Here is a 15,052-nt window from a genome sequence, read left to right on the forward strand (position 1 = left end):
ATCAGTCTGACTCCACAAGCACCCACACGAATTGCTTGATTCAGTTGTTAAAGAGCGGTTGGTTTAGCTTTCGCTGAACCGAGGCGCGCATTCTACAGCAGCCTCTGTTGCTGTCAAGCGGTTATTTTAAGATGTTTTCAAAGTTTCCTCTGTAACATCAACCACTTGCGCTTTCGATCTCTCGTTAGCGGGAGGCGAATTCTACAGCGTTACACGCTGCTGTCAACACCTTATTTCCTGCTTCGATGACTTGAAGCTGGCACTGCCGAAAACCAATCCAACTCATTGAAACTCAAGGAGTTTTCCGTTTCGACTGCGCCGGAAGTGGGCGCATTATAGGCCGTCACAATTCTGGGTCAAGCACTTGTTTCACATTTCTGTCATATAACCTTTAAAGCCCCTAAAAGCAGAGGCCAGCCTGACGGCTGGCCTCTCTTCTTCTATATAGAGCTACCGCCAGCCTTACAGGCTCGGAAAGGCAAACTGCGATGCCTCATGGCTGGCCCGCTGCGGCCAGCGCTGGGTGATTGCCTTGCGACGCGTGTAAAAGCGCACACCGTCCGGGCCATAAGCATGCAAATCGCCAAACAGCGAACGCTTCCAGCCGCCGAAGCTGTGATAGGCAACCGGCACAGGCAACGGAACGTTCACCCCCACCATGCCGACTTCAATTTCATCGCAGAACAAGCGAGCCGCCTCGCCATCGCGAGTGAAGATACAGGTGCCGTTGCCGTACTCGTGATCATTGATCAGTTGCATTGCCTCTTCCAGGCTCTTGACCCGCACGATGCACAACACCGGACCGAAGATTTCTTCTTTATAGATACGCATCTCAGGCGTCACGCGATCAAACAGGCAACCTCCCAGGAAGAAGCCTTCTTCGTGACCCTTAATGCTCAGGCCGCGACCATCAACCACCAGCTCGGCGCCCGCCGCCACGCCATCGTCGACATAACCGCTCACTTTGTCACGCGCCTGCCCTGTAACCAATGGCCCCATGTCCAGACCGCAGGAAGTACCCGCACCGATTTTAAGCGCCTTGATTTGTGGAACCAGCTTGGCTACCAGGGCATCTGCCACTTGATCGCCCACACACACCGCTACCGAAATAGCCATGCAGCGTTCGCCGCACGAACCATAAGCGGCACCCATCAGTGCACTGACCGCGTTATCAAGATCCGCATCCGGCATCAGTACCGCATGGTTCTTCGCCCCGCCCAGTGCCTGAACGCGCTTGCCACGCTTGGTGCCTTCCGCATAGATGTACTCGGCAATCGGAGTTGAACCCACAAAGCTCAACGCTTTAACTTCCGGCGCCTCGATCAATGCGTCAACGGCAGACTTGTCTCCGTGAACCACGTTCATGACGCCTTTAGGCAGACCAGCTTCCTGCAACAACTGGGCGATCAGCAGTGTCGAGCTTGGATCACGCTCCGACGGCTTCAGAATGAAGCAGTTACCGCACACGATCGCCAGTGGATACATCCACAGAGGAACCATGGCCGGGAAGTTGAAAGGCGTAATCCCTGCAACCACACCCAGCGGCTGAAAATCCGACCAGGCATCAATATTAGGTCCTACGTTGCGGCTGTACTCACCCTTCAGGATTTCAGGAGCTGAACAGGCGTACTCAACGTTTTCGATCCCACGCTTCAATTCACCTGCAGCATCTTCCAGCGTCTTGCCGTGCTCTTCGCTGATCAACTGGGAGATACGTGCTTCGTTCTGCTCCAGCAATTGCTTGAAACGGAACATCACCTGGGCACGCTTGGCAGGCGGAGTGTTACGCCACGCCGGGAAGGCTGCTTTCGCCGCATCAATGGCTTGCTGAATTGTCTCGCGACTGGCCAACGGAACCTGATGAATCACTTTACCGGTGGACGGGTTAAACACATCGGCGGTGCGACCGGAATCGTTCAGCAACTCGCCATTGATCAAGTGTTGAATGGTGCTCATGGATACTCCAGAAAAGTTGTCCACAGGCGCGAACGCTGCGCGCCTGTGTGAATGCAATTAGTGTCGCTTCTATATAGAAGCGATCAGTCGATCTGATTCAGTGCTTCGCCGACCGCATCGAACAAACGATCCAGGTCTTGCGGCTTGCTGTTGAAGGTTGGCCCGAACTGCAGGGTGTCACCGCCAAAGCGTACGTAGAAGCCGGCTTTCCACAGCTTCATCGCAGCATCGAACGGACGCACAATCGCATCGCCATCACGCGGTGCAATCTGAATTGCACCCGCCAGACCATAGTTACGAATATCAATGACGTTCTTCACACCCTTCAAACCGTGCAGTGCGTTCTCAAAATGCGGTGCCACTTCAGCCACGCTCTGCACCAGGTTTTCTTTTTGCAGCAGATCGAGCGCTGCAAGACCTGCAGCACAGGCCACAGGGTGAGCCGAATAGGTATAGCCATGAGGGAATTCAACCGCATACTCAGGCGTCGGCTGATTCATGAATGTGTGATAAATCTCGCTGGTGGCAATCACTGCGCCCATAGGGATCGCACCGTTAGTCACTTGCTTGGCAATACACATCAAGTCAGGCGTTACACCGAAGCTGTCAGCTCCGAACATCGAACCTGTACGACCAAACCCGGTAATCACCTCATCGAACACCAACAGGATGTTGTGCTGATCGCAGATTTCACGCAGGCGTTTCAGATACCCCTGAGGCGGAACCAGCACACCGGCCGAACCGGCCATAGGCTCCACAAACACCGCCGCAATGTTCGAGGCATCGTGCAGTTCGATCAACTTGAGCAACTCATCAGCCAAGGCGATCCCGCCCAGCTCCGGCATGCCGCGAGAAAACGCGTTGCTTGCCAGCAGTGTGTGCGGCAAGTGATCGACATCCATCATCGCCTGGCCAAACATTTTACGGTTGCCGTTCACTCCACCCAGGCTGGTACCGGCGATGTTCACACCGTGATAGCCACGCGCACGGCCAATCATTTTGGTCTTGGTCGACTGACCTTTCAGGCGCCAGTAGGCACGCACCATTTTGACCGCTGTATCCGCACACTCCGAACCCGAGTCAGTGAAGAACACGTGATTGAGATTGCCCGGTGTCAGTTCGGTGATCTTTTCTGCCAACTTGAAGGATAGTGGGTGGCCGTACTGGAACGCCGGGGAGTAATCGAGGGTGCCCAATTGCTTGGCAACGGCTTCCTGGATTTCTGTGCGGGTATGCCCTGCGCCACAAGTCCACAAACCTGACAGCGAATCGTAGATTTGCCGACCCTTATCGTCCGTCAGATAACTGCCTTTAGCGGCCACGATAAAACGCGGATCGCGATGGAAGTTACGGTTGGCGGTGTAAGGCATCCAGTGAGCATCCAGTTTGAGCTGGCTGGTCAGGTTCAATTCGGCATTCTCGGGCATGTTCATCAGCAAAACCTCGCAAGGCGAAAGCGGCGTCGGATGTTGAAAGCGTTGTTGCACCTAAATTGCCACGCCTATAAAGTCGATGAAATCCAACTCTTCTAACCTTTAGTTAGGCGTGCACTAAACTATGAGCAGCCGTCGTCCCGATGCACTGGCCCAGGTCAGCGACTTTGATATTCGATTGCTGCGCATTTTTCGCAGCGTAGTTGAGTGCGGCGGGTTCTCGGCGGCAGAGACCGTGCTGGGTATCGGGCGCTCGGCCATCAGTCAGCAAATGAGCGACCTTGAGCAACGCCTGGGTTTGCGCCTTTGCCAGCGTGGTCGCGCGGGGTTCTCGCTGACAGAAGAAGGACGAGAGGTCTATCAGTCGGCTCTACAGTTATTGGGGGCACTTGAAAGTTTTCGCACAGAGGTCAACGGCCTGCACCAGCACTTGCGCGGCGAACTGACCATTGGCCTCACAGACAACCTCGTCACCCTGCCCCATATGCGCATCACCCATGCCCTGGCCCAACTCAAAGAGCGCGGCCCGGATGTGCAAATCCATATCCGCATGATTTCGCCCCACGAGGTGGAACAGGGAGTACTCGACGGGCGCCTGCACGTGGGCGTCGTGCCCCAGGCCAGCACGTTGTCCGGGCTGGAATATCAACCGCTCTACAGCGAGCGCTCCTTGCTGTACTGCGCCGTTGGCCATCCGTTGTTTTATGTCGATGACCGGCAATTGGCGGATGCGCGGCTTAATGATCAAGATGCCATCGCTCCCACCTTTCGCCTGCCCTCCGATATTCAGGCTCACTACCAAGCGCTCAACTGCACCGCCAGTGCGTCGGACCGCGAAGGCATGGCCTTTTTGATTTTGACCGGACGCTACATCGGTTATCTGCCCGATCACTACGCCAGCCTGTGGGTTCAGCAAGGCCGGTTACGGGCGCTGAAGGCAAAAACACGCTTCTACGATCTGAGCCTCGCATCCGTCACGCGTAAGGGGCGTCGCCCGCATCTTGTACTGGAAAGTTTCCTTGAGAGCCTTGAGGCGACGCGTTAACGTGAAAAGTCTCGCTACGGTGCAGAATGCTCCCACACAGATTGCCTGGAACACCTATGACCTTTGACGTCCCCGCCCACGATGGCAAGCCTCCCAGCCGCATTCGACAAAAAAACGAAGAGGCCATTCTCAAGGCCGCTGAGGACGAGTTTGCCCGCCACGGTTTCAAAGGCACCAGCATGAACGCCATCGCACTCAGCGCCGGGCTGCCAAAGGCCAACCTGCACTATTACTTCACTAACAAGTTGGGCCTGTATATCGCGGTTCTCAGCAATATCATCGAGTTGTGGGACAGCACCTTTAATGCCCTGACCGCTGAAGACGACCCCGCTCAAGCCCTGACACAGTACATCCGCGCCAAGATGGAGTTTTCCCGCCGACAGCCTCAGGCCTCCCGTGTATTTGCCATGGAAATCATCAGCGGTGGCGCCTGCCTGACCGAGTACTTCACTCAAGACTACAGAGCCTGGTTTCAAGGCCGGGCCGCCGTGTTTCAAGCCTGGATCGATGCGGGCAAAATGGACCCGGTGGATCCCGTGCACCTGATTTTCCTGTTATGGGGCAGTACGCAGCATTACGCTGATTTTTCGACACAGATTTGCCGCGTATCAGGCCGCACCCACCTGAGCAAACAGGACATGCAAGCGGCTAGCGACAACCTGATTCGTATCATTCTCAAAGGCTGCGGCCTGACGCCCACTGTCTAAGCCTGGAACCGACATGCCTTCGACCCTCACGGGACTTTGCGAATACCGCGAAGAAATCCGTAAAAGCCGCTTTATTACTTTCGCTGCGCCCATCACCAGTGCCCAGCAAGCCTTCGATTTTATCGAGCAATACAGCGATCTTGATGCGTCGCACAATTGCTGGGCCTGGAAGCTCGGGGACCAATACCGAAGCAGCGATGATGGCGAGCCAGGCGGTACAGCCGGTCGCCCGATACTCTCAGCCATTGAGGCCCAGGACTGCGACCAGGTCGCGGTGCTGGTCATCCGCTGGTATGGCGGAATTCAGTTGGGCACCGGTGGACTGGCTCGCGCCTATGGCGGTGGCGCTAACAAATGCCTGCAAAGTGCCGAAAAGCTGCCCCTGGTCAGTCGAGTAGCCCTCTCCTGCGCCTGCAGTTTCAGTGAGCTTGCTCTGGTCAAACTGCGCATCTGCGAACTGAACGGCCTGATCATCGATGAAACATTCACCGCCAATGGCGTTGACCTGCAACTGGCACTGGCCGAGGAACAGATTGCCCCTGCACAGCAACAACTGGCTGACCTCAGCCGCGGCAGAATTTTACTGCACCGCCACACCTTCAAAGCTGACGAGTAAAAGTGCTACTTTCCTGCATCCATAGTTGCCCACATTCACTGTGCACCCGCCTGTGGATAACCTGAGCACATAGCGCTGCAACCCTTGCACACCATAGGTTTCAAGCACTTGTACGCTTTTTAGCCAACTCTTATCACCTTTCTATAGGACGCTACTCATGACGGCAAAACATGCACTGATCATCGGAGCTTCACGTGGCCTGGGCCTGGGTCTGGTCAAAGAGTTGCTCGCTGATGGCTGGACCGTCACTGCGACTGTTCGCGATCCCAAAAAAGCGGAAGCCCTGAATGCCCTGGGTCCAGTTCGCATAGAGCGACTGGACATGGACAGCCAGCAAGCCATCAAGGCATTGAGCAACACGTTAAGCAACGAGGTCTTCGACCTGCTGTTTGTGAACGCCGGTGTCAAAGGCCCGGACGATCAACTGTCGGGCAACGCGACGCTGGCCGAGGTGGGGCAGCTGTTTTTCACCAACAGCGTGGCGCCGATCAATCTGGCCCGCGAGTTTGTCAGCAAGGTCCGTAAAGACAGTGGCGTACTGGCCTTTATGAGTTCTGTGCTCGGCAGCGTCACTCATCCTGACGCCCCTGAGATGGCCCTCTACAAGGCCAGCAAAGCTGCACTCAACTCTATGACCAGTACGTTTGTGCGCTACGAACTGGGCGACAACAACCCAACCGTGCTGTCCATGCATCCGGGCTGGGTGAAAACCGATATGGGGGGCGAAGGCGCGGACATTGACGTCCAGACCAGCACTCGCGGCCTGGTCGATCAGGTCAAGGCGTTTGCCGGCAAAGGCGGTCATCACTTTATCGATTACAAGGGCCAGACGATTCCCTGGTAAGCCGCCTGCGACAAATGGCGGGAGGTTTTTTACGGGTTACGTCGCCTCCCGCCTGTAGAATGGCGCCATCTGCACCCGATTTGATGAGAAAAACTTTTATGTATGACTGGCTCAATGCCCTGCCGAAAGCTGAACTGCACATGCACCTTGAGGGCTCTTTAGAGCCCGAGTTGCTGTTCTCGCTGGCAGAGCGCAACAAAATCGCCTTGCCCTGGAACGACGTTGAAACCTTGCGCAAGGCGTATGCCTTCAACAACCTGCAAGAATTCCTCGACCTTTACTACAAAGGCGCCGACGTACTGCGCACCTCTCAGGACTTCTACGACCTGACCTGGGCCTACCTGTTGCGCTGCAAGGCACAGAACGTCATTCACACCGAACCGTTCTTCGACCCGCAAACCCACACCGACCGTGGTGTTCCGTTCGAAGTCGTGCTCAATGGCATTGCCAGCGCACTCAAGGATGGCGAACAGCAACTGGGCATCACCAGCGGCCTGATCCTGAGCTTCCTGCGCCATTTGAGCGAAGAAGAAGCAGAAAAAACCCTCGACCAGGCACTGCCGTTTCGCGATGCATTTGTCGCCGTTGGTCTCGACAGTTCAGAAATGGGCCACCCGCCCAGCAAGTTCCAGCGCGTATTCGACCGGGCACGCCACGAAGGCTTCCTGACTGTCGCCCACGCCGGTGAAGAAGGTCCACCGGAGTACATCTGGGAAGCCCTCGATCTGCTGAAAATTCAGCGCATCGATCACGGCGTGCGCGCCATTGAAGACGAACGCTTGATGCAGCGCATTATCGACGAGCAAATCCCGTTGACCGTGTGCCCGCTGTCCAACACCAAGCTCTGCGTGTTTGATCACATGTCGCAGCACAACATTCTCGACATGCTTGAGCGCGGCGTGAAAGTCACGGTCAACTCCGATGACCCGGCCTACTTCGGCGGTTACATGACCGAGAACTTCCACGCGCTGTACACCGACCTGGGCATGACCCAGGACCAGGCCAAACGCCTGGCGCAAAACGGCCTGGATGCACGGTTGGTCAAGCCGTAACACCCCCTGTGGGAGCGGGCTTGCCCGCTCCCACAGACATCTGAAACTGCATCACCGTCAGTACCACAGCAGTTTTACTGTTTTCCCGGGTACAACTTGCTCAACACCGCACACCGCTCACTGAGCATGTCGCGCAACAAACACACCGGCTTGCTCAACTGTGCACGATGACCACACAGCAGATTGAGCGGCGCCCGTTCGCACACCAACTCAGGCAATAGCACCCTGAGCCTGCCCGCAGTCACATCGCCCGCCACATCCAGCCATGACTTGCAGGCAATGCCCTCCCCGGCGACTGCCCACAAACGCACCACGTCAGCATCATCGCTAAAACGATTGCCGGTCACGGTCAGCCCTAGTTCACGCTTGCCATCATTGAATTGCCAATGGTCGTGGACCCGCGTGCCTAGCATGTACAACAGGCAATTGTGTTGCAGCAGTTGTTCGAGCTGACGCGGTTCCCCCTTGCGCGCCAGGTAGTCGGGCGATGCACACAAGACCCGCCGATTGTCCGGGGCAACTGGCAGTGCCACCAGGCTGGAGTCTTCCGGTTCGCCGTAACGCAAAGCGATGTCCACAGGCTGGCGAAACAGATCGGCAATCCGGTCGCCCAATAACAGGCGCACGGTCAGTTGCGGATGCTCACGTTGAAACTCATCCAGCCAGGGCAGCAGCAGATTACGTCCGAAATCCGAAGGGGCCGACAACTGCAACACACCGCTGACTTGATCTTGCCCACGCGCCAACAAGCGCCGCCCTTCGTCAAGACTGCTCAATGCCGTACGGGCATATTCGAGAAAGCCTTCGCCTTCGGCCGTCAGACGCAAACTGCGAGTTGAGCGCGCCAGCAATCGAGCGCCCAGTTGCACCTCTATCCGCTTGAGTGCCGCGCTGGCCACCGCAGGCGACATGTCCATCACTCGGGCGGCGGCCGACAGGCTGCCCAAATCAGCCGCGCGAACGAACAATTGCAGATCATCAAAACGCAGCATCCAAGGTTCACTCGGCCATTATCAAAAAAATATTGAAAGAGACTGCTCTTTTAGCCGGTTTTATCGTGCTGCGAAATAGCGAATTATCACTACCAGATTCTTACCCCTCTTCAGGACATGTCCGATGAAAGCTGTCGCTTACTACAATTCGCTGCCCATTCAAGACCCGCTGGCCCTGCAAGACATTGAATTGCCTGAGCCGGTCGCCGGCCCAAGGGACTTGCTGGTCGAGGTCAAAGCCATCTCCGTCAACCCGGTGGACACCAAGGTCCGCCAGAACGTCCAGCCAGAAGCCGACGCTGCCAAAGTTCTGGGGTGGGACGTGGCCGGGGTCGTCAAGGCGGTGGGCAGTGACGCCAGCCTGTTCAAGGTTGGCGACAAGGTGTTTTACGCCGGATCCATCGCCCGGGCCGGGGCCAACAGCGAGCGCCATGTGGTCGATGAGCGAATTGTGGGGCACATGCCAAAAAGCCTCGACTTTGCCCAGGCAGCCGCGCTGCCGCTGACCGCCATCACCGCATGGGAGCTGTTGTTTGAGCGACTGGGTGTGGCCGAAGGTGGAAATGATGAGCAGCAGAGCCTGCTGATTGTCGGCGCAGCAGGCGGGGTAGGCTCGATCCTCACGCAACTGGCCAGCAAACTGACCGCACTCAAGGTGATTGGCAGCGCATCGCGCCCCGAAACCCAAGCCTGGGTCCGCGAGCTGGGCGCCGACATCGTTGTCGACCATAGCCAGGCACTGAGCGAGGAACTCAAGCGCCACGGCATCAATGCCGTCACCCACGTCGCCAGCCTGACCCAGACCGACCAGCATCTGGATCAGTTGGTCGAAGCCCTGGCACCTCAAGGCAAGCTGGCACTGATTGACGATCCCAAGGCGCTTGACGTTACCAAGCTCAAGCGCAAGAGCCTGTCACTGCACTGGGAGTTCATGTACACCCGCTCACTGTTCGAAACCGCGGACATGATCGAGCAGCATCACTTGCTCAATCGGGTCGCCGACCTGATCGATGCAGGCATCCTGCGCACCACCGTCGGCGAGCATTTCGGCACCATCAACGCCGCCAACCTGCGTCGCGCCCATACGCTGCTTGAAAGCGGCAAATCCAAAGGCAAAATTGTGCTCGAAGGGTTCTGATTAACGCGACACGGGACTGATGCGGCCAACTTTCAACCGTCAGTCAGAGACTTGACCCCGGACATATTTACCCAAGTATTTCGGCATACACTGGCCTCCTTTGCGAACCGAAGGAGGCCAGTCATGAAAATCCTGATACGAGCGTTAGCAAGATCCCGTAACTGCCAATGGCAGGTTCAAATCGACCAACAATCCGTCAATTTTCGCAGCGAGTCCGAGGCCCGAGCCTTTGTGGACACGTTGCAATCTCGCCTGCAAGCCCCCCATAGCCTGCCTGCACGTTTGGCAGGCTGAATCAGATCGACTGCTGGGCGGCGATCCGGGCGGTGTAGAGGCGCCGGGTCGCCATCGCCAGCCCGACCGCCAGCACTCCGCACAAGGTGATGACAATCGCCATCGGCATCGCGCTGCCATCGTGCAACACTCCCACCAATGACGCCGCTCCCGCCGCTACGCTGAACTGCAGACAACCCAGCATCGCCGATGCACTGCCAGCTCGGGCACCCTGCCCGCTCATGGCGCAGGCCGAAGCATTGGGAATGATGCAGCCCAAACTGGCGATACAGATAAACAACGGGATCAGTAACGGCCACAGTTGCGCGGTATGCAAGGTGCTGACACCCAGCAAGACCAGCCCGGCCGCCAGATACACCCACACCATGCGCGCCAGCAAAAAGGCCGGGCCACGCTTGGCCAACAGGCGGGCGTTCAGTTGCGCCACCAGAATAAAACCGGCTGCGTTGGTACCAAACAGCCAGCCGTAATGCTCGGCGGGTACGCCATACAGTTTGATAAAGACGAAAGGCGAACCTGCGATGTAGGCAAACATCCCGGCCATTGCAATCCCCCCGGTCAGCGCATGCCCCAGGAACTCGCGGTCCTTGAGCAGCCGCCCGTATTGACGCAATGCGCCGGACAGCGGCTGGCGCGGCACGTTGGCAGGCAGGCTTTCAGGCAGGCCCAGCGCTACGGCTGTTGCCGCCAACGCACTGAATACCGTCAACACCAGGAAAATCGACTGCCAGCCATACAGGTTGACCAGCAATCCGCCCAGCATCGGCGCCAGGATCGGCGCCAGGCCCATCACCAACATCAACTGCGAAAACACTTTGGCCGACTGCACGGCATCGCATTTGTCACTGACAATTGCCCGCGAGAGCACCATGCCAGCACAGCCGCCGAGTGCCTGGACAAACCGCGCGCCAATCAGCCACTCCAATGTCGGGGCAAAGGCGCACGCCAGCGATGCAACCGTGAACAGGCCAACACCCACCAGCAGTGGCACGCGCCGCCCAAAGCGGTCTGCCACAGGTCCATACGCCAGTTGCCCGATAGACAGGCCCAGGAAGTACACCGCCAGAGTGAGTTGAATTTGAGTTTCATCTGTCGCAAAGGCTTGTGCCATTGCCGGAAAGCCGGGCAGGTAGAAATCGATCGCCAGGGGACCGAAGGCGCTCAAGGCACCAAGAATCAAGATTGTTCGAAGGTTCATCAGGTATCCAGATCGGGCTGCAATTAGCGCAGCCCGATAGTCTAGCCGTGGATACCGAACTTGAACATAAAGATAGCCAGCTAGCTAATAAACCGCTTTGGCCTTGTCGGAATAACGATACCCCGCAATCTAGTGATTACCTGCATATCAATGCGCTGTACGCGCTTCAAAACCTGCATTGGTGATCACATCAATAATCTGCAAAGGGGACACCTTGCTGTCTACCTTTACGGTTTTGCCCGCCAGATCCACTTCGACCTTCGCGTCTTTATCCACAGCCTGAACCGCACGGGTCACCGCGCCAACACAGCCGCCACAGGTCATACCCTCTACTTTGAACGTTTGCATGATCACGCCTCCTGTCTGAGATATGGCTACAGCTTCAACCTTTCCATCGTGGCAAGGTCAAGCCCGTTGTTTCACGCGCTGACTGGCAATCCATGCCCTGCTCGGCCAAGCTGCAAGCCTCGGGATATAAAACAGGATACTTAGTCATGCGCCGGACCGCTTTGAGCCTAGTCAGCCTTTTGGGTCTCGCCAGTTTGCCGCTGTGGGTAAATGCCGATCAGGACTACGGTGTATTGATCATTTCCCGCGAGCGCCTTGAAGTGCCGACCAACTGCGAGGTCGGTGTGTACATCGATGATCAACTGGCCGGTCGACTGTTTCAGGAACAAGCGCTGGCTTTCAACTTGCCGGCGGCCAGCGTTGATATCCGCCTCAAACTTCTACCCGGACAAGCCCCCGGTTGCTTGCCCGGCATGCTGGTACCGCCCGCGCAGCAATTCACCCTGAAGGCCGGGGACGTGCGCAAATACCGTATCGCCCTTGGCAAGCAAGGCATGTACCTCAAGCCCGCGAAACTGGAATATTGAGCGCAGCACTAAGGAAAACCTGACGAACAGCAAGAGCCCTTGACCTTCCCATGGGGTCAAGGTCGATTCTATGGATAGATAACTTCTTGAGGAGGATTGCTCGTGCCCACCCAATTCGATCTGCCTATTGATGGTATGACTTGCGCCAGTTGCGCGGGGCGTGTGGAAAAAGCCCTGACCAAAGTACCCGGCGTGCGTTCGGTAAGCGTCAATCTGGCCACTGAACAGGCCCGCATCGAGGCGCCTGTGGACAGTTTGCCGGCATTGGTCGAGGCCGTGAAACAGGCAGGTTACAGCGTACCTGCCCACAGCCTGGAACTGGACATCAGCGGCATGACGTGCGCCTCTTGCGCAGGCCGCGTCGAAAAAGCCCTGGCCAGGGTGCCGGGAGTCAAGAGCGTCAGCGTTAACCTCGCCAGCGAACGTGCCCATGTCGAGCTGCTCGGCCAGGTCGATACCGCCCTGCTGATAAACGCTGTCAGTCAGGCCGGTTATGGCGCCAGCGTCCACCACACTGCCAAAGCGAGCGAGGATGATCAGCAAAAACGTCTGCACCGCGAGCGCTGGGCGCTGACACTGGCCATTGTGCTGGCGTTGCCGCTGGTATTACCGATGTTGCTCGCACCATTGGGTGTGCACTGGATGCTGCCCGCCTGGGCCCAGTTCGTCCTCGCCACCCCGGTACAATTTATCCTCGGCGCACGCTTTTACGTGGCCGCCTGGAAAGCCGTCAAAGCCGGTGCCGGCAATATGGACCTGCTGGTGGCACTGGGCACCAGCGCCGGTTATGGCCTGAGCCTTTACGAGTGGGCGATTGCCGAGCCCGGCAGCATGCCCCATCTGTATTTCGAAGCTTCGGCGGTGGTGATTGCACTGGTGCTGCTGGGTAAATACCTCGAAAGCCGCGCCAAACGCCAGACTGCCAGCGCCATCCGCGCCCTGGAAGCCTTGCGCCCAGAGCGCGCCCTGCGTGTGGTCGACGGGCAGGAGCAAGACGTCGCCATCAGTGACCTGCGCCTGAATGATCGGGTCCTGGTCAAACCTGGTGAGCGCTTTCCCGTAGATGGCGAAGTTGTCGAAGGCCAAAGCCATGCCGACGAAGCCCTGATCAGCGGGGAAAGCCTGCCAGTCCCCAAACAGCCTGGGGATAAAGTCACCGGAGGCGCCATTAATGGCGAGGGCCGGTTGATCATTAAAACCCTGGCCCTGGGCACTGAAACCGTACTGGCGCGCATTATCCGCCTGGTCGAAGACGCTCAGTCCGCGAAAGCCCCGATCCAGAAACTGGTGGATAAAGTCAGCCAGGTGTTCGTACACGTGGTCCTGCTGATTGCCCTCGCGACACTACTCGGCTGGTGGCTTTATGGCGCGCCGATTGAAACCGCGTTGATCAACGCCGTGGCTGTGCTGGTTATCGCCTGCCCTTGTGCCCTGGGCCTGGCAACGCCCACTGCGATCATGGCCGGCACTGGTGTTGCGGCCCGTTACGGGATTTTGATCAAGGATGCCGAAGCCCTCGAACGCGCCCATGAAGTCAGCGCCGTGGTTTTCGACAAAACCGGCACCCTGACCTCTGGCGCCCCGCAAATTGCCCACTTCAGCGCACTGGACGGCGATGAAGCGCAGTTGTTGCAAGCCGCTGGCGCCCTGCAACGCGGCAGCGAACACCCGCTGGCCAAAGCCGTTCTGGATGCCTGCGCCGCACGCAACCTGAAAGTACCGGATGTCATGGACAGCCAGTCGCTTACCGGGCGAGGTATTGCTGGCACCCTGCAAGGCCGTCGCCTGGCGCTGGGCAACCGCCGCCTGCTGGAAGAAACCGGCCTCAGTCCGGGTTCGCTCGCCGCATCCGCCAAGGCCTGGGAAACCGAAGGCCGCACGCTGTCCTGGCTGATAGAGCAAAGCCCGCAGCCGCAAGTGCTGGGCCTCTTTGCCTTTGGTGACACACTGAAAACCGGCGCCCTCTCGGCGATCCAGCAGCTCAGTGCACGCCACATCAGTAGCCATCTGCTGACAGGCGACAACCGTGGCAGCGCGAAAGTGGTTGCCGAGGCGCTGGGAATTACCGATGTTCACGCCGAAGTGTTGCCCGCTGACAAGGCCGCAACGGTAACTGAACTGAAAAAAACCGGCGTGGTGGCCATGGTTGGCGACGGCATCAACGACGCCCCGGCACTTGCCGCCGCCGACATTGGCATCGCCATGGGTGGCGGCACCGACGTGGCCATGCATGCAGCGGGTATCACCCTGATGCGCGGCGACCCGCGACTGGTACCGGCCGCACTGGAGATCAGCCGCAAGACCTACGCCAAGATTCGTCAAAACCTGTTCTGGGCGTTTATCTATAACGTGATCGGTATTCCACTGGCCGCCTTCGGCTTTTTGAACCCGGTACTGGCGGGTGCGGCCATGGCATTTTCCAGCGTCAGTGTGGTCAGCAACGCATTGCTGCTTAAATTCTGGAAGCCCAAGGATCTTGAATAAGGAGGCAACCCCATGAATATTGGCCAAGCCGCCAAACAAAGCGGCTTGAGCGCCAAGATGATTCGTTATTACGAGTCCATCGGCCTGCTCAAACCCGCCAGCCGCAGCGACAGCGGCTACCGCTTCTACAGCAGTGACGACCTGCACACCCTGGCGTTTATCAAACGCTCCCGTGACCTTGGGTTTTCACTGGAAGAAGTCGGCAAGTTGCTGACACTCTGGCAAGACCGCCAGCGCGCCAGCGGCGATGTGAAGGCGCTGGCGCGTCAGCACATTGATGAGTTGAATCAAAAAATCGCCGAACTGACCAGCCTGCGCGATACGTTGCACGAACTGGTCGAGAGCTGTCAGGGCGACCATCGTCCTGACTGCCCGATTCTCAAGGATCTTGAGAGTGCTTGTTGTGTCGGCTGAACAA

Annotated in this window: 15 protein-coding genes; 10 read left to right on the forward strand and 5 right to left on the reverse strand. The window is 57.7% G+C overall.

What is annotated here, in order from left to right:
* Positions 1-462: 462 nt before the first annotated feature.
* Positions 463-1,956, reverse strand: coding sequence for a CoA-acylating methylmalonate-semialdehyde dehydrogenase (locus tag VSQ83_RS20905; RefSeq protein ID WP_133079624.1), 1,494 nt, complete (start codon positions 1,954-1,956; stop codon positions 463-465).
* Between the two features lie 83 nt (positions 1,957-2,039).
* Complete coding sequence (locus VSQ83_RS20910) at positions 2,040-3,389, reverse strand: aspartate aminotransferase family protein (protein ID WP_019825761.1); 1,350 nt, start codon at positions 3,387-3,389, stop codon at positions 2,040-2,042.
* A gap of 124 nt (positions 3,390-3,513) precedes the next feature.
* Here VSQ83_RS20910 and VSQ83_RS20915 point away from each other — a divergent pair, with 124 nt between their 5' ends.
* From VSQ83_RS20915 to VSQ83_RS20935, 5 genes are all read left to right on the forward strand, one after another.
* Positions 3,514-4,434 carry a LysR family transcriptional regulator gene (locus VSQ83_RS20915; RefSeq protein ID WP_133079623.1) on the forward strand — a complete coding sequence of 307 codons (921 nt, stop codon included), beginning with the start codon at positions 3,514-3,516 and terminating at the stop codon, positions 4,432-4,434.
* A gap of 56 nt (positions 4,435-4,490) precedes the next feature.
* A complete protein-coding gene (locus VSQ83_RS20920) occupies positions 4,491-5,141 on the forward strand; it encodes a TetR/AcrR family transcriptional regulator (RefSeq protein WP_326427434.1) in 651 nt (216 codons plus the stop codon).
* Positions 5,142-5,154: 13 nt separating this feature from the next.
* Positions 5,155-5,757 carry an IMPACT family protein gene (locus tag VSQ83_RS20925; RefSeq protein ID WP_326427435.1) on the forward strand — a complete coding sequence of 201 codons (603 nt, stop codon included), beginning with the start codon at positions 5,155-5,157 and terminating at the stop codon, positions 5,755-5,757.
* A 157-nt stretch (positions 5,758-5,914) separates the two neighbouring features.
* Positions 5,915-6,601: an SDR family oxidoreductase gene (locus tag VSQ83_RS20930; RefSeq protein WP_219262836.1), complete on the forward strand. Its 687-nt coding sequence runs from the start codon at positions 5,915-5,917 to the stop codon at positions 6,599-6,601.
* Between the two features lie 98 nt (positions 6,602-6,699).
* Positions 6,700-7,653 carry an adenosine deaminase gene (locus VSQ83_RS20935; protein ID WP_133079625.1) on the forward strand — a complete coding sequence of 318 codons (954 nt, stop codon included), beginning with the start codon at positions 6,700-6,702 and terminating at the stop codon, positions 7,651-7,653.
* Positions 7,654-7,727: 74 nt separating this feature from the next.
* Here the strand turns inward: VSQ83_RS20935 and VSQ83_RS20940 are convergent, their stop codons facing one another.
* On the reverse strand, positions 7,728-8,645 hold the full coding sequence (locus VSQ83_RS20940; RefSeq protein ID WP_326427436.1) for a LysR family transcriptional regulator: 918 nt from the start codon (positions 8,643-8,645) through the stop codon (positions 7,728-7,730).
* Positions 8,646-8,769: 124 nt separating this feature from the next.
* On the opposite strand from VSQ83_RS20940, the gene VSQ83_RS20945 reads away from it, so the two are divergent.
* Together VSQ83_RS20945 and VSQ83_RS20950 are read left to right on the forward strand one after the other, a co-directional pair.
* Entirely contained in the window at positions 8,770-9,783 is a 1,014-nt protein-coding gene (locus tag VSQ83_RS20945; RefSeq protein WP_133079618.1) for a zinc-binding alcohol dehydrogenase family protein, read from the forward strand.
* Positions 9,784-9,906: 123 nt separating this feature from the next.
* The gene (locus VSQ83_RS20950) at positions 9,907-10,077 is read left to right on the forward strand and encodes a hypothetical protein (protein WP_219262833.1); all 171 of its coding nucleotides are present in this window, start codon (positions 9,907-9,909) and stop codon (positions 10,075-10,077) included.
* 1 nt (position 10,078) lies between these two features.
* On the opposite strand, the gene VSQ83_RS20955 is transcribed toward VSQ83_RS20950, so the two are convergent.
* On the reverse strand, positions 10,079-11,275 hold the full coding sequence (locus tag VSQ83_RS20955) for a multidrug effflux MFS transporter (RefSeq protein WP_133079617.1): 1,197 nt from the start codon (positions 11,273-11,275) through the stop codon (positions 10,079-10,081).
* 147 nt (positions 11,276-11,422) lie between these two features.
* Entirely contained in the window at positions 11,423-11,623 is a 201-nt protein-coding gene (locus tag VSQ83_RS20960; RefSeq protein WP_133079616.1) for a heavy-metal-associated domain-containing protein, read from the reverse strand.
* Between the two features lie 146 nt (positions 11,624-11,769).
* Between VSQ83_RS20960 and VSQ83_RS20965 the strand changes: the two genes are divergently transcribed.
* From VSQ83_RS20965 to cueR, 3 genes are all read left to right on the forward strand, one after another.
* Complete coding sequence (locus VSQ83_RS20965) at positions 11,770-12,150, forward strand: hypothetical protein (RefSeq protein WP_133079615.1); 381 nt, start codon at positions 11,770-11,772, stop codon at positions 12,148-12,150.
* A 96-nt stretch (positions 12,151-12,246) separates the two neighbouring features.
* On the forward strand, positions 12,247-14,634 hold the full coding sequence (locus tag VSQ83_RS20970; RefSeq protein WP_326427437.1) for a heavy metal translocating P-type ATPase: 2,388 nt from the start codon (positions 12,247-12,249) through the stop codon (positions 14,632-14,634).
* Between the two features lie 12 nt (positions 14,635-14,646).
* Positions 14,647-15,048, forward strand: coding sequence for a Cu(I)-responsive transcriptional regulator (gene cueR, locus VSQ83_RS20975; protein ID WP_326427438.1), 402 nt, complete (start codon positions 14,647-14,649; stop codon positions 15,046-15,048).
* Positions 15,049-15,052 lie beyond the last annotated feature (4 nt).

It is taken from the genome of Pseudomonas sp. DSV-1 (assembly GCF_035830915.1).
Lineage (GTDB): Bacteria > Pseudomonadota > Gammaproteobacteria > Pseudomonadales > Pseudomonadaceae > Aquipseudomonas.